The organism is Halomonas sp. McD50-4 (assembly GCF_022348135.1).
GTDB classification, from domain to species: domain Bacteria; phylum Pseudomonadota; class Gammaproteobacteria; order Pseudomonadales; family Halomonadaceae; genus Vreelandella; species Vreelandella piezotolerans.
Window position 1 is genome coordinate 166,090 of the sequence record NZ_JAKRFG010000002.1, and the last position, 20,690, is coordinate 186,779.

The 20,690-nt window shown below is 61.0% G+C and carries 20 protein-coding genes; 8 read left to right on the plus strand and 12 right to left on the minus strand.

What is annotated here, in order from left to right; translation table 11 throughout:
* Nucleotides 1-44 precede the first annotated feature (44 nt).
* Nucleotides 45-749, plus strand: a complete 705-nt coding sequence (gene nfi / locus MHM85_RS03335; RefSeq protein ID WP_239284751.1) for a deoxyribonuclease V — start codon at nucleotides 45-47, stop codon at nucleotides 747-749.
* Here the strand turns inward: nfi and MHM85_RS03340 are convergent.
* Nucleotides 746-1,456 (minus strand): glutamine amidotransferase, encoded by a 711-nt coding sequence (locus tag MHM85_RS03340; RefSeq protein WP_139525263.1) that lies wholly within the window; start codon nucleotides 1,454-1,456, stop codon nucleotides 746-748. The genes nfi and MHM85_RS03340 overlap by 4 nt on opposite strands.
* 112 nt (nucleotides 1,457-1,568) lie before the next feature.
* Between MHM85_RS03340 and tpx the strand changes: the two genes are divergently transcribed.
* Nucleotides 1,569-2,072: a thiol peroxidase gene (gene tpx, locus MHM85_RS03345; protein ID WP_239284769.1), complete on the plus strand. Its 504-nt coding sequence runs from the start codon at nucleotides 1,569-1,571 to the stop codon at nucleotides 2,070-2,072.
* On the opposite strand, the gene MHM85_RS03350 is transcribed toward tpx, so the two are convergent.
* Entirely contained in the window at nucleotides 2,062-2,745 is a 684-nt protein-coding gene (locus MHM85_RS03350; protein ID WP_239284785.1) for a type 1 glutamine amidotransferase, read from the minus strand. The genes tpx and MHM85_RS03350 overlap by 11 nt on opposite strands.
* 46 nt (nucleotides 2,746-2,791) lie before the next feature.
* Nucleotides 2,792-3,799, minus strand: a complete 1,008-nt coding sequence (locus tag MHM85_RS03355) for an amidoligase family protein (protein WP_139525266.1) — start codon at nucleotides 3,797-3,799, stop codon at nucleotides 2,792-2,794.
* 126 nt (nucleotides 3,800-3,925) lie between these two features.
* Between MHM85_RS03355 and MHM85_RS03360 the strand changes: the two genes are divergently transcribed.
* Nucleotides 3,926-6,352: a mechanosensitive ion channel family protein gene (locus MHM85_RS03360; protein WP_239284800.1), complete on the plus strand. Its 2,427-nt coding sequence runs from the start codon at nucleotides 3,926-3,928 to the stop codon at nucleotides 6,350-6,352.
* Here MHM85_RS03360 and MHM85_RS03365 read toward each other — a convergent pair.
* Both MHM85_RS03365 and MHM85_RS03370 read right to left on the minus strand, forming a co-directional pair.
* Nucleotides 6,269-6,700: a hypothetical protein gene (locus MHM85_RS03365; RefSeq protein WP_239284803.1), complete on the minus strand. Its 432-nt coding sequence runs from the start codon at nucleotides 6,698-6,700 to the stop codon at nucleotides 6,269-6,271. The genes MHM85_RS03360 and MHM85_RS03365 overlap by 84 nt on opposite strands.
* A 31-nt stretch (nucleotides 6,701-6,731) precedes the next feature.
* Nucleotides 6,732-7,700, minus strand: a complete 969-nt coding sequence (locus MHM85_RS03370) for a DnaJ domain-containing protein (RefSeq protein WP_239284820.1) — start codon at nucleotides 7,698-7,700, stop codon at nucleotides 6,732-6,734.
* Between the two features lie 111 nt (nucleotides 7,701-7,811).
* On the opposite strand from MHM85_RS03370, the gene MHM85_RS03375 reads away from it, so the two are divergent.
* From MHM85_RS03375 to MHM85_RS03395, 5 genes are all read left to right on the plus strand, one after another.
* Complete coding sequence (locus MHM85_RS03375; protein ID WP_219863018.1) at nucleotides 7,812-9,224, plus strand: hypothetical protein; 1,413 nt, start codon at nucleotides 7,812-7,814, stop codon at nucleotides 9,222-9,224.
* 139 nt (nucleotides 9,225-9,363) lie between these two features.
* Entirely contained in the window at nucleotides 9,364-10,143 is a 780-nt protein-coding gene (locus MHM85_RS03380; RefSeq protein WP_239284835.1) for a ThuA domain-containing protein, read from the plus strand.
* Nucleotides 10,140-11,189, plus strand: a complete 1,050-nt coding sequence (locus MHM85_RS03385; protein WP_219863022.1) for a Gfo/Idh/MocA family oxidoreductase — start codon at nucleotides 10,140-10,142, stop codon at nucleotides 11,187-11,189. Before MHM85_RS03380 ends, MHM85_RS03385 begins: the two co-directional genes overlap by 4 nt.
* Nucleotides 11,190-11,250: 61 nt before the next feature.
* Nucleotides 11,251-12,513 (plus strand): ABC transporter substrate-binding protein, encoded by a 1,263-nt coding sequence (locus MHM85_RS03390; protein ID WP_219863024.1) that lies wholly within the window; start codon nucleotides 11,251-11,253, stop codon nucleotides 12,511-12,513.
* An 84-nt stretch (nucleotides 12,514-12,597) separates the two neighbouring features.
* Entirely contained in the window at nucleotides 12,598-13,587 is a 990-nt protein-coding gene (locus MHM85_RS03395) for a LacI family DNA-binding transcriptional regulator (protein ID WP_239284838.1), read from the plus strand.
* Here MHM85_RS03395 and cdd read toward each other — a convergent pair.
* The 7 genes from cdd to MHM85_RS03430 all read right to left on the minus strand — a co-directional run bounded on the left by cdd (nucleotide 13,584) and on the right by MHM85_RS03430 (nucleotide 20,418).
* Entirely contained in the window at nucleotides 13,584-13,991 is a 408-nt protein-coding gene (gene cdd / locus MHM85_RS03400; RefSeq protein ID WP_219863029.1) for a cytidine deaminase, read from the minus strand. The genes MHM85_RS03395 and cdd overlap by 4 nt on opposite strands.
* Nucleotides 13,992-14,027: 36 nt before the next feature.
* Nucleotides 14,028-14,753, minus strand: coding sequence for a purine-nucleoside phosphorylase (gene deoD / locus MHM85_RS03405; RefSeq protein WP_153842239.1), 726 nt, complete (start codon nucleotides 14,751-14,753; stop codon nucleotides 14,028-14,030).
* 14 nt (nucleotides 14,754-14,767) lie between these two features.
* A complete protein-coding gene (locus MHM85_RS03410) occupies nucleotides 14,768-16,012 on the minus strand; it encodes a phosphopentomutase (RefSeq protein WP_139525277.1) in 1,245 nt (414 codons plus the stop codon).
* A complete protein-coding gene (gene deoA / locus MHM85_RS03415; RefSeq protein WP_219863031.1) occupies nucleotides 16,012-17,364 on the minus strand; it encodes a thymidine phosphorylase in 1,353 nt (450 codons plus the stop codon). The genes MHM85_RS03410 and deoA overlap by 1 nt, the downstream gene beginning before the upstream one ends.
* The gene (gene deoC, locus MHM85_RS03420; protein WP_153842241.1) at nucleotides 17,365-18,171 is read right to left on the minus strand and encodes a deoxyribose-phosphate aldolase; all 807 of its coding nucleotides are present in this window, start codon (nucleotides 18,169-18,171) and stop codon (nucleotides 17,365-17,367) included.
* 83 nt (nucleotides 18,172-18,254) lie between these two features.
* Complete coding sequence (locus tag MHM85_RS03425; protein ID WP_139525280.1) at nucleotides 18,255-19,538, minus strand: NupC/NupG family nucleoside CNT transporter; 1,284 nt, start codon at nucleotides 19,536-19,538, stop codon at nucleotides 18,255-18,257.
* A 34-nt stretch (nucleotides 19,539-19,572) separates the two neighbouring features.
* A complete protein-coding gene (locus MHM85_RS03430) occupies nucleotides 19,573-20,418 on the minus strand; it encodes an outer membrane protein OmpK (protein WP_219863032.1) in 846 nt (281 codons plus the stop codon).
* Between the last annotated feature and the right edge of the window lie 272 nt (nucleotides 20,419-20,690).

The window sequence follows — 20,690 nt, forward strand, 5'->3', positions numbered from 1 at the left end:
TTTGGCTACGCTAAACGTTCATTACCTCGATACAAGGAGCCTGCATGGACGCTGCGCTACACGAATGGAACCTGTCACCCAAACAGGCGATTGCCCTTCAGTCACAGCTCGCCCAACGGTTGGAGAGCCGTGATCGCATCGATCCGGTGAGGTATATCGCGGGGGTGGATATTGGCTTCGAGGAGGAGGGCGCGGTAACGCGGGCGGCGGTGGTCGTATTGAAGTGGTCACCTGAGGCGGCTCCTCAGTTGCCCGTGGTCGAGCAGGTGGTGCATCGCGAACCTACCCGCATGCCCTATATTCCCGGCTTGCTCTCCTTTCGGGAGATTCCTGCCGCGCTAGGCGCATTTGCCAAGCTCGAAACGCGGCCACAGCTGGTTATGGTCGATGGCCAAGGCATTGCCCATCCAAGGCGACTGGGCGTAGCAGCACACTTGGGGCTGTGGCTCGATCTGCCTACCATCGGTATCGCCAAGTCACGCTTAACCGGCACGCATGGCGCGGTAGGCGACGCGCGGGGTGATTGGGTGCCGCTGATGGCGGATCAAGAGGTGATCGGGGCCGTGCTGCGCTCGCGGGAAAACGTCAAGCCGGTGTTCGTCTCGCCGGGGCATCGGCTCACGCTGGAAACGTCGCTCGAGTGGGTGTTGCGATGCCTGGGACGCACCAAGCTGCCCGAGCCGACCCGGTTGGCCGATCGGCTGGCGTCACGGAGGGACCACAAAGCGAGCCAAAGGCGGCTGCTTTAGATAAAGCCGAGAAAGCGCTGCAGCAGGCTGGTGGCGTCTGGCGTTTCGCGAATGTCGTCCAGCAGTCGATCAGGGTCGTCGCCCTGGTCGCGTAGGGCGGCGCGTTGGCGCTCGATATAGGCGCGCATCACCGGGGAAGAGAACTCAGGGTGAAACTGCACGCTCCATTGGCGCGGCCCGTAACGCAGCGCTTGATGAGCGTCGTGACAGTTGTGGGCCAAAATCGTGGCGCCATGGGGAAGCTGCATTACCGACTGGGCATGGGTGAGGTGCGCGGGAAAGTGCTCGGGTAGTTGGCGAAAGAGTGGGTCTTGCTGGCCTGCTTGGGTCAATCGCACCGTGCGCGTGCCCGATTCTCGCCCGGCAGGGTGGTAGTCGCTGATGCCGCCAAAGGCCGCTGCCATGAGCTGATGTCCGTAACAAACGCCCAGCAGCGGCAGGTCATCGGCAAGGGCTTGCTGCAGCCACGGCTTGAGCGCCTCGCTCCAGGAGGGTTGCTCGCTTACCATGCTATGCGAACCGGTGATCACGGCGCCGACGATGTCGTCGGGTGGGGTCGACGTCAACCGCGCATCCCATACCTCGAGCGTGACTCCCGAAGGAAGCGCCTCGTTCAATCGGCGTGTGAACAGCTGCTCGAAATCACCGTGTTGGTCGACCACTTCAGGGAAGGCATCCCCGGTTTTGATGATGACTAAAGAGGCCATGGCATTCTCGTTATCGTATCGCGGCAGTGGAAAGATAGCCGAATCGGGTGATTCCGCTGTAAGCTAAAACGTCTTCCTCGACCACCGTTTTACCATACATTAGGAGCTGTAGATGCAACAGATTACCCGCGCGGGTGCGCCGATGGACGTTGCGGGCACGCTGCCTGCCGTAGGTCAAGCTGCCCCCGAGATGACGCTGACTAACACCGACCTCGAAGATGTCACCCTGGAGACCTATCAGGGCAAGCGTAAGGTGCTAAACATCATCCCCAGTGTCGATACCCCTACCTGCGCGATGTCCACTCGGCGTTTCAACGAGCTGGCCTCCCAGTTGGAGAATACCATCGTTCTCGTCGTATCCGCAGACCTGCCGTTTGCCGCCAAACGCTTTTGTGGCGCCGAAGGATTGGATGAGGTCGAAACGCTCTCCACCTTTCGTCATCGCGAATTTCAAAAGGCCTGGGGCGTGGCGCTTTGCAATAGCGCCATGGAAGGACTGTGCGCGCGGGCCGTGGTCGTGCTGGATACGGACAACCGTGTGCTGCATAGCGAGCTAGTGAGCGAACTGAAAAACGAACCGGATTACGACGCGGCGCTGGCAGCGCTCAAGCGCTAGCCCGTTCGCGGCTCTGTTTGGCGGCCGTCACCAGCGCGCTAATGAGGCGCTGCTGGGGACGGTTGAAAATCAGCCACTCCGGGTGCCACTGCACGCCGATCAGAAAGTCGTGGTCCTCTGATTCGATCCCTTGGACCAATCCGTCGCGATCCCGTGCAACGATCTGGATGCCTTTTCCCGCGCGGTTGACGGCCTGGTGATGCAGGCTGTTCACCCGACACCAAGTAACGCCCAGCAGTTGATACAGTTGGCTGCCGCCGACGATATCGACCGTTTTACGGGGCAGCACGGTACGCCGCCGCTTCAAACCTTCATGGGTGGTATAGATATCCGGATCCAGCGTGCCGCCTAGGTGCACGTTGATCAACTGCGCCCCACGACAAATGCCGAGTACCGGCGTGTTTTGCGGGATGAAGCGGTTGAGCAGGCTCAGCTCCAGCTCGTCTCGGGCGGGGTCCAAACGCACGTCGAGCTGAACTTCGCCGCCGTATAGGTGCGCTTGAATGTCGTCGCCACCGCCAATGATCAAACCGTCCAGGTGGTCTGGGAGAGCCCGAGAGGGCGACAGGCGAAGCGGCTTGCCGCCATGTCGCCAGACGGCAAACCAGTCAAAGCACCAGGCAAGTTGGCTTTTACGATCCGAGGTGGTGATTCCGATCAGCGGTCGAGGCATGCGGTGAGCGTCTCTTATTGCTGTGATGAATGAAGGCAGGGGAGAGTCATGAGGCGCCAAACGGCCTCGATAGCGCTGCCTTCAAGCGTTCCCACCAAGGCTTGCCATGCTCGGCAATGTATTCATCGCAGCGCGCTCGCAGCACGTCATCGTTGGCGGCTAGCTTCTCGACTTCGACCCAGCGGTTCCACTCCAGTACCGATCCCCAGCCTGGCTGTGAGAGCTGGGCATTGGGCAGGCGATAGTGGAAGGTCGGGCGCGGCTTGGTCAACTCGCCATGCAGCAGCGGGTGCGGGTGGTTGGGACGCAGATACGCAAACAGCGGGAGCAGATCCAGCTCTCGGTTGCGGGTGGGGTTGTGGTCCAGGTAGTCCTCGATGAAAGTATCCAGGTCCGGCTGGTAGCGGGCGTCCAGCACCTTCAGCGCATACTCTTTATGAAACGGGTTGGCGTGGGGCAGCATTTCCCGAGTGATATCGACTTTGATCTCTTCGCGTAGCCAGCTGGCCAGCAGCAGATAAGCGCGCATCATGGCGAGCAGATAATCCACCTCATCGCTCTCCACCTCGGGATTGAGATGCAGGCCAAAGCCATAGAGCAGGCTGGCATCGGTGCCTTTGGCACCTTTTTCTCGCAGCGTTTCGAAGAGCGTATCCAGCGTTTCCAGCTCGTCCCATGGAATGGGTGGGCAGACGATTTCGGTGGGCACCAAGCCGGTCACCATGTCGCCAATCAGTTCTCGGGTTTTTTGATGGAACTCGACCCGACGCTGATGCTGTTGACGTGCCCACTCGCTATCGCTTTCGTGATGCTCTTCCAGCAGGGCTTTATCGGGGTGGGCATATTGGGTGTCCAGCTCGATACCGAACTCTCCCCAACGGGTGCCTTCCACCTGTAGCCGATGAGGGCTGACCACGTTAAGCTCCCCACCAAACAGCATGCGCACCAGCTCGGCGGTCTCGCGTGGCGGTAAACCAGCGAATTCGATTTCGACGCCGACACGGCGCCGCTGGCCATCTTTATTGTCGCGTTTGGGTGGGGCTTGCAGCGTCATCTCGGTATCCTTGAGGTGAACGTTTGTAGCGTCAGCCTATCATAATCACGCGTCGAGGCTGAGCGCCATCCGCGTGTTCAATGTTAATCACCGGCTCCCTTGGCCGGTCTATGTCGGGAGCAATGCGTGCGACAGCACTGGATAACCAAGATCATCGTCGGCATCTTACTCAGCCTGCTGCTCGGTTCTGCGGCGTCTGCGCAAAGTGTCTCGCTGCCCAACCTGACCGGCAGTGAGTCGTCGGAGCAGGCGGAGGTGAGCAACGAGGAGTTTCAGAGCTCGCTGAGCGATGTGATCTCGATGCTCGAAAACGAGGAGCAGCGCACCGCACTACTGGACTCGCTGCGCGAGCTGCAGGTGAGCACCGAGGCCGCCGAGGAGGATGGCGTCGTTCGCCAGGGGTTGTTAGGCGCGCTGGCCGACACGTTGACCGACATTGGCGAGCAGGCTCAGGCGGGCGACTCGCCCATCGATGAGTGGTCTCGCCAGCTCGTGCAGGGTGTCGAGGACTTACGCGCCCTGAACGATGATGCAGATCAAGGAGAAGCCATTCGCGCGATAGCCGACGGCGCGGTGTTGGCCTTCGTGTGGAGCGCGTTATTGGTCGTCATGATCGCCTTTGGTCGCTTGATCGCCACGCGACGTCACTGGCCGCTGGACCTGCCAAGGGACCCCAAAGCGTGGCTGTTGGCAGTGCATTTTTTGCGTCGAATGCTGCCCTGGACGCTGGCCTTCGCCATTACCCTCGGTATCGGGCAAATTCTCCCCTATAGCCCCGGGCGGGCAGTGGTATTGGTGGTGGCGTACATCTGCCTATGTGGTCGGGCGCTCTCGGTGGTTTTCGAGACCGTCATTGCCTTCTTTAGCCGTGGGCACCGCTTCCCGGCAGTGCAGGTGTTACAGCACAAAGCGCTACGCGGTCTGTTCGTCATCGGCGCGCTGATTGCCTTGGGCGATGCGGTGAACTCCACGCGGCTGGTGGAGTTGCTGGGGGCAGAGCTCTCCAGCCTCGTATCGGTATTGGCGAACATGCTGGCAGCGCTCTTGTCGGCTCGTTTCATCTTCAAATTTCAGCGGCCGATCCGTCATCTGATTTGTAACCGACCCTACAAACAGCGACGCGATGCCAGCACCGCCGTCGAGATGGTACGGGCGCTTGGCGGGCTATGGCATATTCCGGCATTGCTGATGGTGGGCGGCTCGCTGCTGGCGATTTTCATTACCGTGGGGGATGTGGGGACGGCCCTGGCGCGCTCGATTGTCTCTGCCAGTTTACTGGTGCTGACGCTAGTCGTGACCGGGCTGCTGCGCCGCCAAGCCGAGCGGCTCAACAAGCGCCGCCATCGCCGCCGCTTCAGCCAGTACCGCAAGCGTTTGGAACGTTTCGGGTTCGTGCTGGCACATATTTGCGCGTGGATGGTGTTCGCCGAGCTCTCCATGCAAGTGTGGGGCGGTTCGCTGTTTGGTTTAGGCCAGCAGGCGGTGGCCAGCGCCCGCATCGGGCAAGCACTGGTGAGCCTTGGGGCAACGATCTTACTGGCGTGGTTGGTATGGATCTTTGCCGATACGGCCATTCAGCGGGCGCTGACCTCGTCGGCCCGCTCACGCGGGCGGCGGGTAAATCAAGCCCGTGCACAAACCATCACGCCGATGATTCGCAACGTCATTTTCGTAGCGATTCTCATCATCGCGGTGATCGCAGGGCTAGCCAATCTTGGGGTAAACGTCACGCCGCTGCTGGCCGGTGCCGGTGTGATCGGTCTGGCCATCGGTTTTGGTGCGCAAACCCTGGTGCAGGATTTGATCACCGGTATCTTCATACTGATCGAAGACTCGTTGGCGGTGGACGACTTCGTGCAGATCAACGGGCATATGGGCACGGTAGAAGGTCTGACGCTGCGCACCGTGCGGCTGCGAGACCTGGATGGCGTGGTGCACATCATCACCTTTAGCCGCATCGAATCGATCCACAATATGTCTCGCCAGTTCGGTATTGCGCTGATGCGTATTCGCATTCCTTACGATATGAAAATCGACGATGCGATTACTCTGATGCAGGAGACCGCCCAGGAGCTGCGCAAGGACCCGATGATGCGTCACTACATCTGGTCGCCGCTAGAGATGCAGGGCGTGCAGGGCTTCGAAGAGGGCTGCCCCATCCTGCGGATGCGTTTTCGCACCGCACCGGAAATGCAGTGGGATGTCTCTCGTGCCTTCAATCTGCTGCTGAAGCAGCGCATGGAAGCGCAAGAGATCGACCTGGGCGTGCCGCGTTTGAGTGTCAGCATGGAGGCACGCTCCGAGTCGCGTATGGAAGACGCCTCCGGCACCGACCTAAGCCTGGAGCGAGGGGAGGAGAGTGCTTCCTCTTCGGCAGACGAGGCGCACAAAAAGCCGACGCCCCCGAAACCCGCACCACGCCCCACTCAGGCGGAAATCCGCCAAGACGAGCGGGAGCGCCACGGCACGTCAGCCCAAGCCAAGCCCCATGCTCAGGGCAAACCCCAGAGCGAGTCCTATACTCGCCCCCACGGTGAAAACGGCGATGAGTAGCCATGGCCCGCGCAGGCGGCGCCAGCGGTTGTAGAGCGAGACCGCATGGCTGACGCGATCGACCAGTTCATCGTGGCGAGAGATTGCATGATCCGGCGGTAAAGAGAAGTCGTTGGCCACGTCGCCCTGCCAATGGGCACCGTGGGTCAGGCCTAGGCGAGCGCGCAGGCGGCCAATGTCGCTCAGCGTATGGTGCAGGGTGTCGTAGGTTTGCCGGTGAGGCGGCACGGCGAGCACGGACGTGGCATCCTGGCGTAGCGCGCTATTGGGGCAGCGGTCCACGGCACTCTTGATCTGCTGGTCGTTGGCCTCTGGTGTCAGGGCGAGGCGTTGGTACAGGTCGCGCATAATCCAGGAAGTCTCTTTCCAAGCGTAGTGATTAGTAGGTTTGCATCAAATAATCATAGGCATTTTTGATGCGTTGAAAACGCGCCGACGCTAGAGCGACCTGGTGCTCGCTCTCGGAGTAGAAGCGATCTGGGTGGTGAAGCTGGGCCATGCGGCGATAGGCGCGGCGTACATCGGTTTTGCTCGCCCCTGGCGTCAGCCCCAGGACGGCGAGGGCGCGAGTGGTGCGATCGGGAGGCGGTGGGCTGCTACGTTGCTGGCGTCGTCGTGACTCCTCTTGCCGCGCCTGCTCCTGGCGTGCTCGCTCTTGGCGTGCCTGCTCCTGACGCGCTTGTTCGGCTCGGGCCTGTTCGGCGCTGGACTGTTCCGCCCGCGCTTTGGCGCGGCGGGCGTCCTCTTTCTGCTGCTTTTTTTCCTGCTGCTTATCGGCTTTGGCCCGCTGCTGCTGTTCTTGCTCGGCCTGCGATGCCTTGGCGCGTTGTGCAGCCTCGGCTTCTTCCCGCGCTTTGCGGGCATAGTAGTCCGGGTCGTGAGCTTGCCAGTAGGCGTCGCGGCTCGGGTCTTCCGGCTGGCGCAGCGGCTGGCCGGTCAGCTCTTGGAACAGCGTACCCAGGGTCGTGGGCGTCACGTTTAACAAATCGGCTAAAAACCGCAGAATGTAATGATTAGCCAACGAAATATCGCCGTCGTCCGTGGCCACGGTAATCGCTTGGTGCATCACACTCAGGCTACGCTCTTTAGAACACTCTTTGCGTACCACCTCGGCGGCCAGCTGAATGGCGTGCAGGTCTTGGCTGTGGGCAATACTCATCACCGGCCCCAGTTCGTGTCCGTGGCGAAACTGCGATGTCACCTGGGCCAAGCGGCGACGCCGTTGGCCTTCCGAGACGTGCTGGCGGTGCACCAGCACCCAGCCCAGCAGTAGTAGTGTGGCCGTATCCACTTGGCTGCGGCTTTTGAGCAGCAGCAGCTCAAAGGGTGAAAAACGGGCGATGGACATTCCCTAGCTCCAAGGCGAAGTAGTAAACCGTAGCCTCTGTTTAGCAGACCACTATGGCGAGCTCACCATGGTATATCATCGTGTTTGGCAATGAAGTAGGAGATTCGTGAGGTGATCAACGTTGAGCGTAAAAATAGCTTCCAACTGCGCCTATCGCGGCGGCTAAAAGAAGAAACCTCGCATACGCTCGATGTGTATTTGTTCGTGCCCAAAGAGCTTGGGTTGAGCACTCACGTCATTTCCGAAGAGGCATTTTATCATGGTGCGATCAGTGTCTCGCGCACCTACTACAGCGACGAGTATCACTTGCCGCTGGTGCATAGTCGATTGGCTAGCCGTAACCAGTTGGGCAGCGACTCTTACCGCTTGAGCCTCAGCCTTTACGCCTATCAATACGTGGGGGCCTTGGAGCGCACCACCCAAGCCTTGCTGGCTGACGCCCGTAAGCTGCGTCGCGAGCCAACCGATGAGCCAGACGCCTGGGATGAGAAGGCCAACGCACTGAGCGAACGGCTCGCGGAAATGAGTGACCTGAGTGACGGCATTCTCAAACGCCTGCGGCGCAACCCGCCCAGCGACGATCGTCTTTATAAATACTTTGCCAATATCGACAACTACCTCTCCTGGTTCACCGAGCAGCAGCTGTTGGCGCTGATCGCGCACATGCCCAGGGGAGGGCGATTTAGCGACATCAAACGGCGCTTCTTGACGGTTTGTCAGCGCGAAGGGGAGTATCGTCAGGCGCAGGAGTACAACGCTGAGCGAGTGGTGGAAGACCCCACTCGCATGTCGAATAAAATGCGTTTATTGCGACGTCTCATCGAGCACCCCATCACCCTGAAACAGCGTGCTTTGGAGCTGGGTAATGGCGAGCAGAAAGCAGTGAAAGCCCTGGCAACAGCGGTGGTGATGGCATTCGTTTCGTTGGGCGTGCTGCAACTGCGCAGTGCCCTGGGCGATATCACCGCCCTGTTCGTACTGGCCATGGCGCTGCTCTATGCGTTGCGGGAAGTGTTCAAAGACGATCTGCGCAACACGCTATGGCGCTGGCTGCGCCGTGGTCGCCCCAAATGGCGTCGCCAGTACATCGACCCTACCCGCAATGCCTTGGTGGGGCGGCAGCTCGAATGGTTCGACTACAAGCGCTACGCCGCACTGGATCCTGACATTCAACGGATGCGGCGACGCACCGTCGCCCAGCGTGATGAAGTGGTGATGCACTACCGCTCCAGCTCACGTATGTCGCCGACGCGTTTTTTGAGCGGCTACGAGCATACCCGGGAAACCCTGACCATCGACCTTTCCATGTTGACCCGCCTGATGAGTAAAGATAATCACGCCATCTACCGCCTCAAAGAGGGGCAGGCCGTGCGGGAGAGCGTCGAGCGTCGCCATCTGTTCAATCTGGTGATACGCGAGACCGGCAGTGAAGATGCCCCCTATCTGGCCCGTTGGAAAGTCGTGGTCAGCCGCTCGGGGATCGTGGATGTCGAGCGGGTCGCCGAAAACCGCGACGACGACTAGCCTGCATGCTTTTCCAGTAAATGCGACTAAAAGCGAACGAGTAAACGTTTACTCTTGTAACGTAAACGTTTACTTTTTGCCCATGCGCTGGTCGCAGCGGCCAGCAAGGTGGTTTAACGAACACGCTTGGGAGAGAGTGATGACACTCCGAGTCACCGTATGGGGCGAAAACGTCCACGAGCAAACCAACGAGGTGGTTGCGCGCATGTACCCCACCGGCATGCATCAGTGCATTGCCGATGGGTTGAACGAAGCGGAAGCGCTAACAGCCACGGCGGTCACGTTGCAAGACCCCGCACAGGGGCTCAGCGAAGAGACGCTGGAAAATACCGACGTGCTGCTGTGGTGGGGCCATGCCGCCCACGGCGACGTACTGGAAGATACCGTCGATCGCGTGCAAACGCGCGTGCTGCAGGGCATGGGCTTGATCGTGCTGCACTCCGGCCACTACTCGAAAATCTTCAAACGCTTGATGGGCACTACCTGTTCGCTGAAATGGCGGGAAGCCGGCGAGCGTGAGCGGCTCTGGGTAGTCAATCCGGGTCACCCCATCGTGCAAGGGCTCGGCGATTACATCGAACTGCCCCATACCGAAATGTACGGCGAACCCTTTGCGGTGCCCAACCCGGACGAGGTGATTTTCATCAGTGCCTTCGAAGGCGGCGAAGTGTTCCGCTCCGGCCTGACCTATAAGCGCGGCAACGGCAAGATTTTCTACTTCCGCCCCGGCCACGAAACCTACCCGATCTACTACGACGAGCAGGTCAAGCGGGTGCTCAAGAACGCCGTGGTCTGGGCGCAGCCGGAAGGCTCGCGGTGGATCGACAGCTGCCCCAACGTGCCCGCCGACCAGGCGCCCAACCCGGTCGAGATCAAAGGCGAAAGCCTGCACAAACCCGGTGAGGAGGGCTTCAAATGATCCGTATCGCCATCATTGGCGCGGGCAGCATGGCGGGCGAACACGCCAAGCACTACGGCCGACTCGAGGGCGTGGAAGTGGTCGCCGTTTGTGACCGTGATGTGCCCAAAGCCCAGGCGTTTGCCGAGCGTCACGGCATTGCCGATGTGTATCAAGAGCTGGACACCATGCTCGCCCGCGACGATATCCACGCGGTGAGCAACGTCACCCCCGATGGCGTGCACAAGTCCACGTCGCTGGCCGCCATTGCCGCAGGCAAACACATTCTGTGTGAAAAGCCTTTAGCCACCAACGCGGACGATGCCCATGAGATGGCCGCCGCCGCACAGGCCGCCAACGTCATCAATATGGTCAACCTGAGCTATCGAGACGCCCCTGCCATTCAGCACGCCCGAGCACTGATTACCGGCGGCGCCATTGGTACCGTACGCCATGTGGACGCCAGCTATCGCCAAAGCTGGCTGGTGAGCAACGCCTGGGGCCGCTGGGACCAGGAGAGCCAGTGGCTGTGGCGGCTCTCGGAAGCCCACGGCAGCAAAGGCGTGCTGGGCGATGTGGGCGTGCATATCGTCGATTTCGCCAGCTTTCCGGTGGGCGATATCACCCGCGTCAACTGCGAGCTGACCTGCTTCGACAAAGCGCCGGATAACCGTATTGGCGACTACGTGCTGGACGCCAACGATACTGCGCTGATGCGCGTGCGTTTTGCCAATGGGGCCATGGGCACGATTCAAGCGACCCGCTGGGCCACCGGCCACCACAACTCGCTCACGCTGAGCGTTCACGGTGATAAAGGGGCGATTCGTGTGGACCTTGACGCGTCCAAAGACGACGTACAGGTGTGCCTGAACGATGACGTGCATCCTGCCCGGTGGAGCACCGTCAAAGCGCCGCCCACGCCCAGCATTTACCAGCGCTTCATCGACAGCATCCGCACCGGAGAGAACGACCAGCCCGACTTTGCCCGCGGCGCGGCCATTCAAACCGTGCTGGACGCCTGTTTCGTTTCCAGCCTGGAGGATCGCAGCCTGGCGATAGCTAGCTAGGCCGTGTCATGCCCACGCATCCATAGCGTCAGATACCCAATAACAAGATGAGGACTTCACGATGCGCCAACCACTGAAAACACCGCTGCTACTCATGGCGCTGCTGCCCACGGCGCTGCCGGCGATGGCCGCCGAGATCACCGTCGCCTGCGGCGACGGTGGGGCCGCCGATTTCTGCCCCGAACTCTCCCAGCGCTGGGCCGAGGCCAACGGCCACCAGGTCAACATCGTCACCACACCTGCGTCGCCCACCGAAAAACTCTCGCTCTATCAACAGCTGCTGGGCAGCCAGTCGGAAGATGTCGATGTGCTGATGGTGGATATCGTCTGGCCGGGGCTGCTGGCAGAGCACTTGCTGGATCTGAACGAGTATCTTCCTGCATCCGCCACCGAGGGTTTCATTCCTTCGCTGATGGAGAACAATACCGTGCAGGGCAAACTGGTCGCGCTGCCGTGGTTCACCGATGCGGGGCTGCTTTACTACCGCCACGATCTTCTGGACAAGTACGACGCGGAGGTGCCGCATACGTGGCAGGCGATGACCGATACCGCCCGGCGTATTCAAAACGCCGAGCGCGAAGCGGGCAACGAGCGGATGCATGGCTTCGTCTTTCAGGGGCGCGCCTACGAAGGACTGACCACCAACGCGCTGGAGTGGGTGGCGAGCTACGGCGGCGGTACCTTCGTGGATGACGAGGGGCAGGCGACGGTGAACAACCCTCGAGCGGTGGAGGCCCTGACGCTGGCGGCCTCGTGGATAGGAGATATCAGTCCAGAAGGCGTGCGTAACTACATGGAGGAGCAAGCCCGCGGCGTTTTCCAGGCGGGCAACGCCGTCTTCATGCGTAACTGGCCCTATGCATGGTCGCTGGGGCAAGCGGACGGCACGCCGATCCAGAACAAGTTCAGCGTAGCGCCGCTGCCCAGCGGGCCAGAGGGCGAGTCCGTTGCGACGCTGGGCGGCTGGAACTGGGCGGTTTCCCGCTATTCGGACGAGCCACAGGCCGCCGCCGACTTGGTGGCCTATCTCACCGCGCAAGCGCAGCAAAAAGCGCATGCCATCGAGTTTGGCCGCAACCCCACGCGCCCCGCGCTGTACGAAGACGACGAGGTGCTGGCCGCGCATCCGTTCATTGGCGAACTGCATGAAACGGTGATGAACGGCGTGCCGCGCCCGGCCAGCGTCACTGGCGATGCCTATCCGCGCGTTTCCAACGCGATCTTCAACCGCGTTCATGAAGCGCTGTCCGGTAGCGTCACGCCAGAGCAGGCGGTGCAGCAGTTGGATAGCGAACTGGCGCGATTAGGGCGGCGTGGCTGGTAGCGCGAACGGCGTTAGCGTCCGTGCCTTCAGCGATTTTCGGCCCCGCTTTTTGTACAATCATGGCCCGAATTGCTGAGGCATGGCATGAAACAGAACACTCCGAGTGCGCAAACCGCCACCATCCGCGAAATCGCCCAGCGCGCCGAGGTCTCGATTGCCTCGGTCAGCCGGGCGCTCAACGGTAAGCCGGGGATCAGCGACGCGCTGCGCGATAAAATTCTCACCATCAGCCGCGAAGTGGCCTATCAGCCCAGCGCGGCGGCGCGGCAGCTGATTAGCGGAAAAGCCGCCGTGGTGGGTATTTCCCTTGGGCGGCAGGATATCGAGCTGCGCCCTTACTATATTCTCCTCTACCAGCACCTGACCGTGGCGCTGCACCAGCAGGGCATGGTGCCGATCTTCTTTCACCACGACCAAACCTCGGATCTGCCCGAACGGGCAGGCGCGGCGATTTTGTTAGGGGAAACCGGGGAAGACGAGCGCCCCAGCGTACTGCGCGCAGCCGGCATACCGTTCGTGCGGATTGGCAACGCCGGGGAAGGGTTCTCGGTGGCCCCGGACGATGTCTCAGGCCTGTACCAAATCACGCGCCATCTGATCGGGCAAGGGCGAACACGGATTGCCTTCGTGGGTGGCGAGTTGGACGTGCCGCGCCCCCATAGTCGTCTTTCCGGCTATCAACGAGCCATAGCGGAAGCGGGGCTGAGCGAACAGCTTCTGAGCCTGCCCCATCGGTTCACTTCCGACTCGCTCACTAGCTACCGCCACCTCAACCGCTTTCTCGGTCACGATGACAAGGCTGCGCTGCCGTTCGATGCGCTGGTCTGCGCCACCGACGAGCTGGCGCTTGGCTGTGTTGCCGCCCTGGAAGATCGTGGTATCCGCGTGCCCGAAGACGTGGCCGTGACCGGCTTCGATGACCTGCCGACCCTAGCCACCGGATTGACCACGGTACGCCAGGACATTGCCGCCATTGCGGCGATGAGTGTCGAGCTATTGAGCGAGGCGCTGGCGGGAAAAGCGCCCCGGCACGTGTCGCTGTCGGTGGCGCTGGTGCTGCGGGAAACCTCTTAACGTTCCGGCAGCTGCTCGGGCCCAAAGGCATCGGGCAACAGGCTGTCCATGGTGTAGGTTTTCAGCACTTCACCCTGTTTGGAGAGCACCATGATCTGCGTGCTGGGGGTGGCGAACTCGCGGATGCGCTGGCGGCAGTCGCCGCAGGGTGTGCAGAGGTGCTCGCCGGGGCCCATCACGTAGACCTTGGCCAGCTCGCGCTGGCCCGCGGTAATCATGGCAGAAATGGCCGAGGCTTCGGCACACAGCCCTTTGTAGTGGGCGACTTCTACGTTGCTACCGGCATACTGCTGGCCGTCGGGGCACTCCATGACGGCGGCGACCGGATGGTTGGAGTAGGGCGCGTAGGCGTTGCCCAGGGTGGTCAGCAGCGTGTCGACCAAGGCCGGATCCGCTCGATTCATGCTGTTATCCTCTGAATGGCGTGAGGGGACATCGTCTTAAGCGCGGGCGGCGTCGTCGCGCAGCACGGTATCGAGCGCAATCACCATCATGTCGTTGAAGGTGGTTTGGCGGTCGGCGCTGGAGAGCGAGTCGCCTTTCAGGATGTGGTCCGACACGGTGCAGATGGTCAGCGCGCGGGCACCGAACTCGGCAGCCACGCCGTAAAGGCCAGCGGCTTCCATCTCGACGCCGACGATGCCGTAGCGCTTCATCAGCTCGGCCATGTCGGTTTGCGGGTTGTAGAACAGGTCCGCAGAGAAGATGTTGCCGACTTTGACCGGCACGTTCTGCGCTTTGGCGGCCGCCACGGCGTGGCTGGTCAGCTCGAAGTCGGCGATGGCAGCGAAGTCGTGGTCGTTGAAGCGCATGCGGTTTACTTTGGAGTCGGTGCAGGCACCCATGCCGATCACCACGTCACGCACGTTCACGTCGTCGCGCACCGCGCCGCAGGAGCCGACGCGAATGATCGACTTCACGCCGTAATCGGTAATCAGCTCTTTGGCGTAAATGGAGACGGAAGGAATACCCATGCCGTGGCCCATTACGGAAATCTCGCGGCCTTGATAAGTGCCGGTGTAGCCGAACATATTGCGCACGTCGTTCACCTGGCGCACGTTCTCGAGATAGGTATCGGCGATGTACTTGGCGCGCAGCGGGTCGCCGGGCATCAGAACGGTATCGGCGAAATCGCCTTTTTCGGCATTGATATGGGGGGTAGCCATTGTGTCTCTCTCCTTTAAGCCGCTTTGGTCAAAAAGCTGTCGCCGTCGGCCATCGCCTCGAGCGTGAAGTAGTCGGCCAGGGTTTGGCCGATGTCGGCGAAGGTGCCGCGCTCGCCCAGCGGGCCGGGGGCGAAGCCTGCGCCGCGCACCATGATGGGCACGTATTCGCGGGTGTGCTCGGTGCCTTCCCAGCTGGGATCGCAGCCGTGGTCGGCGGTGAGCAGCAGCAGGTCGTCATCGTTAAGCGCCGCCAGCAGCTCCGGCAGGCGGGCGTCGAAGTGCTCCAGCGCAGCGGCGTAGCCCGGCACGTCCCGGCGGTGGCCATAGACCGAGTCGAAATCCACGAAGTTGGTCATGATCATGGTTGGGCGGTCGCTAGTCTCGCGTGCGGTGCGCGCGACTTCCGCTAGAGTGGCCTCCATGAGCGCGTCGTGGCCGCTGGCTTTGACCTTGTGGGTGATGCCGCAGTGGGCGTAGATGTCGGCGATCTTGCCAATCGAGACCACTTCGCCCCCGGCATCGGCGAGTTTTTGCAGCACGGTCGGGGTGGGCGGCTCGATGCTGTAGTCGCGGCGATTGCCGGTGCGGGCAAAGTTTTGGCTGTCATCGCCGATGAACGGGCGGGCGATGACGCGGCCAATGTTGTACGGCGCCAGCAGTTCGCGCACGGTTTCGCACAGGGCGTAGAGGCGCTCCAGGCCAAAATGCTCTTCGTGGGCGGCAATCTGGAACACGGAGTCTGCCGAGGTGTAGACGATCGGCTTGCCGCTCTGGATATGCTCTTCACCCAGGCGGGCAATGATCTCGGTGCCCGAGGCGTGGCAGTTACCGATCACGCCAGGCAGGTCGGCCTGCTCGACGATGCTGTCCAGCAGCGTTTGGGGGAAGCTATCGGTCTTGTCGCTGAAGTAACCCCAGTCGAAGCGCACCGGTACTCCAGCAATTTCCCAGTGGCCGGAAGGGGTGTCCTTACCGCTGGAGATCTCTTTGGCGTGGGCGTAAGCGCCGCTCAACTGCTCGGGCAGGCTGACGCCTTCCGCGACGCTGCCGGTGGCATCCCGGTGGGCGTGGAACAGGCCGAGCGCGGCCATGTTGGGGAGCTTCAACGGGCCGGAGCGCTCGGCGGTATCCGCTTCGCCACGGGCGCAGGCCGCGGCGATGTGGCCCAGGGTGTCGGCACCTTGGTCGCCAAAGGTAGCGGCGTCCGGCGCGCTACCGATTCCAAAAGAGTCCAGAACTAAGACGATGGCACGACGCATTAGGCTTCTCCTCGGAAGGTCTCTTGCAGCAGGGTGTCGGCGGTGGCCTCGGCGTCGCCGACGGTAACCGCCGCGCGTAGCTGGGCGGCGGCACGAGCGGCGGCCTCTTCGGTCCGGGCGTGAACGATGGCCAGCGGGCGCTGGCTATCCACACGGTCGCCGATTTCGGCGATATCGCTAAACCCGACGCTGTGGTCGACGCTGGCGTCGTTACGCAGACGGCCACCGCCCAGCTCCACCACGCTCATGCCCACGGTACGGTTATCGAAGCGCTGCACGATGCCGCTCTGCTCGGGGTACACTGCCTGAATGACCGGTGCGGTGGCCAGGTAGCTGTCCGAACGCTCCATGAAGTCGGCGGGGCCGCCCAGTTCGCGCACCATGCGGGCGAAGACTTCTGCGGCTGCGCCGGAGGTGAGCGCTTTGTCTAACTTGGTAAGGGCTTCTTCGCGGTTAGCCACCAGTTTGCCCGCCATCAGCATTTCGACGGCGAGTTCGCGGGTGACCTGCATCACGCGGCTGTTGGCGCGCTCGCCGCGCAGCAGCGCCAGGGTTTCGACGATCTCCACCGCGTTACCGGCACACGGGGCCAGCGGCTGGCTCATATCGGTCAGAAGGGCGGTGGTGGGCGTGCCTGCTTGGGTCGCGACATTGGCGATACTTTTCGCCAGTTCGCGGGATTTTTCCGGGGTGGGCATGAACGCGCCGCTGCCGACCTTGACGTCCATGACCAGGGCGTCCAGGCCAGACGCCAGCTTTTTACCCAAGATGGACGCAGTGATCAGCGGAATGGATTCCACGGTGGCGGTCACGTCACGCACGCCGTAGATGCGCTTGTCCGCCGGGGCGAGGTTGCCGGTTTGGCCGATGATCGCAACGCCGGTGGACTTCACCACGTCACTGAAGCGCTCGGGAGCGGGGTAGGGGTCGTAGCCAGGGATCGATTCCAGCTTATCCAGCGTGCCGCCGGTGTGGCCCAGGCCGCGGCCAGAAATCATCGGGACGAAGGCGCCGCAGGCGGCGACCCAAGGGCCCAACACCAGCGATACCAGGTCACCCACGCCGCCGGTAGAGTGCTTGTCCACGATCGGGCCAGGCAGGTTGAGCGAATCCCACTGCATCACGTGGCCTGAATCGCGCGTCGCGGTGGTCAGCGCCACGACCTCTTCACGACTCATGCCATTCAAAAACACCGACATGGTGAAAGCACCGATCTGCGCGTCGCTGATGCGGTCGTCGGCAATGCCCTGCACGAAAGCTTTGATCTCTTCAGCGGGCAGCGGCTGGCCGTCGCGCTTCAGGCGAATCAGTTCTTGGGGGAGCAGGGCATGGTGAGAAGCGTTTGACGACATTTAGTAGCCTCCATTGGTCGCGGCATCGGCATTGCCGTTGAGCGTGTTCAGTAGGTTCGTCAGTAGGCTGGACGCACCGAACCGGAAGTGCTCGGGCGTCACCCACTGCGGACCCATAATGTCGGCAGCCAGCGCCAGATACTGGGCCGCTTCTTCGGCGGTGCGAACGCCACCAGCGGCTTTGAAACCGACATTTTTACCGCTGGCTTTGATGGCTTTTAGCATGATCTCGGCGGCGTCTAGCGTGGCGTTCACCGGTACTTTACCGGTGGATGTCTTGATGAAGTCAGCGCCACCTTCGATGGCCAGCTCGCTTGCACGTTGGATAAGCGCAGGCTCCTTGAGTTCGCCAGATTCGATGATGACTTTAAGCTGGGCTTGCCCGCCGCAGGCGGCTTTGCACATTTCCACCAGCTCGCGCCCCGTCTCTTCATCGCCTGCCATCAGCGCACGGTAAGGAAACACCACGTCGACCTCGTGGGCACCTGACGCTACCGCTTCGCGGGTTTCACGGGCAGCGCCCATGATATCGTCGCCGCCGTGGGGGAAGTTGGTGACCGTGGCGATCTTGACTTGGCTCTCCAGCTTGTGGGCACTGAGCGCGCGGGCAGCGGTGACGATGAACTGCGGGTAAACGCACACCGCCGCCGGGTTGCCGAACGGCGTTTTTACCTGCTGGCACAACGCTTCGATCACGCTGTCGGTGTCACTGTCGTTCAGGCTGGTCAAATCCATTAGCGACAAAGCTTGACGAGCGGCTTGGGTGAGTTGGGCTTGGGTGAGCTGGGGGGAGGCAGTAGCGTTCATGACATTCTCGCAAATCGATAAAAGACAAAACGGGCACTGCGAAAACATAGCAGCGCCCGTTGAATGGTGTGGTGCTCGCTGCGTTACGCCGTCAAACTGCTTAGCGCAATGAAGAAGCCGGCGATGGAAGCAGACATCAAGTTAGAGAGCGTACCGGCCAAGACCGCTTTGACACCGAAGCGGGCAATTTCTTTGCGGCGCGTGGGAGCAATGCTACCCAGGCCACCCAGCAGAATGGCAATCGATGACAGGTTAGCGAAACCGCACAGGGCAAATGACAGGATGGCCATGGTGTGCGGGGTCATCAGTTGACCCGTTGCCGCCACGACCTGTTCGCCATCGATGTACGGCGCTAGATTGATGTAGGCGACGAACTCGTTGACCACCAGCTTTTGGCCGATGAACGAACCTGCCAGCGTTGCCTCTTCCCACGGCACGCCGAGCAGGAACGCCAGCGGCGCAAACAGCCAGCCGAGAATGAGCTCGAGGCTCAGCGATTCAAAGCCGAACCAGCCGCCAACGCCGCCTAAAATGCCGTTGATCAGCGCGATCAACCCGATGAACGCCAGCAGCATCGCACCAACGTTGGCCGCCAGCATCAGGCCGGAGGTCGCGCCGGACGCCGCGGCATCCAGTACGTTGGTAGGCTTGTCGTCCTGCTCTTTCAGCTCTTCATCGACCTTGGAGACGCTATCGCTATCCTCGGCGTCCTGAGTTTCCGGCATGATCAGCTTGGCGAACAGCAGACCGCCCGGTGCTGCCATGAACGAGGCGGCCACCAGGTACTCCATCGGAATGCCCAGCGCGGCGTAGCCCGCCAGCACCGAACCGGCCACCGAGGCCAAACCGCCGCACATGACGGCGAAGAGCTGCGATGGCGTCATGCGGGCAATGAACGGACGCACCACCAGTGGTGCTTCGGTTTGGCCGACGAAGATATTGGCCGTGGCCGAGAGCGATTCGGTACGCGAGGTGCCCAGTGCTTTTTGCAGTGCGCCGCCCAGAATCCGAATGACCCACTGCATGATGCCCAGGTAGTAGAGCACGGCAATCAGCGACGAGAAGAAGATGATGACCGGCAGTACTTTGATGGCAAACACGAAACCGACGTTTTCTACATCGGCAAGGCCACCAAACAAAAAGCCGATACCGTCGTTGGCGTACACCAGCACCTGGCTAACGCCCGCCGAGATGGCCTGAAGCACCGCTTGGCCAAACGGTACGTAAAGCACGAACGCGCCAATACCGGCTTGGATGGCAAAGGCACCCAGCACGGTGCGCAGCCGAATCGACTTGCGGTCGTAAGAAAAAATCAGGGCAATGGCCACTAGGGTGACCATACCAACCAAGCTCATGATGAGGGTCATGGGAGTACCTTCGGATCGTGAGGAGTGTGAGCGATTACAGTAAGTTCAACTTCACTGAGTAGATCATCGCGTTTTGGTAAGCATCCGGGGTGCCCAGTTTATTCTCTGAGTAGCGGTACTGCACGCCCGTCGTGATCAGCTCGGACGGGTGCCACCATAGGCTCAGCGCTCCGTTGGTGCCCACGCTGCCAGCGGTACCATTCACGTAGTTCTGAGAAAGATACTCATCGTCACGACCGAAGGTCTGCTCGTGCCAGTTGGTGACGCTGAAATTTTGGTTGCCAGCGGTGAAATCGTAGCCCGCGACCCAGCCTGCCATGAAGCCATTCATGCCAGTGTAGCCATCGCTTTGTACTCGCGCGGCACCAATGAAGGGCTTGAACCACAGACCATTATCGAACGTGGTGCGATAGCCGAGGCCAAGAATTTGATCCTGCTCGCGGCCGTTGAAGCCGTAGTCGCGGAAATCGTACAGGTGGGCGTAAATCGACAGCGGGCTGTCGCCCAGGTAGATGTGCGAGGTCACTTTACCAGCGGTGCGGAAGTTGTCTTTACCGCCGCTGGCTTGGTCGAATTGATCATTGGTCGGATTCTCGAAATCGAAGAAGCCGTAGAACTCGCCCCAGCTAAAGCCGACGCCGCCTTCGATTTCGACGAATGTAAAGTCGCTTTTCGCGGCATTGCTAGCCGTGCGCGCTTCGGTGCCGTTGGACCAATCCAGGTAGTTGACCGAGACGTTGGCAAACGACCACAAGCGGTCGAGGGTACGCGGTTCGGCATCGTCTGCCAAAGCGGGTGTAGCGAGCGCCGCACCGGTCAGTAAAACACCAGCGCCAAGCGTGACGAAAGTAGAAGAACGAGTGTGAGAGTGAGCAGTCATGGAAGCCTCAACAGGGTTGTATCTCGGAGCCAGAGGGAATGGCGTTCCGACGTTATGGGTCGTGTGGGCTGGCGTTGATGTTAAAATTATAACATTGAGTGTTATTTTTTTAACGCTGATTTGCAAGTATCGTCACATCAACGCTATTTAAATGTGATAAGCGCATCACGGGTGGGTGACGCCAGTGAAAAGAGTGCGCAGTAGTGGAAATTGGCAGGGCCCTAGCTCAGCATAGGATGCCTGGCGGGACGCAATGCCGATAACAAAATGAA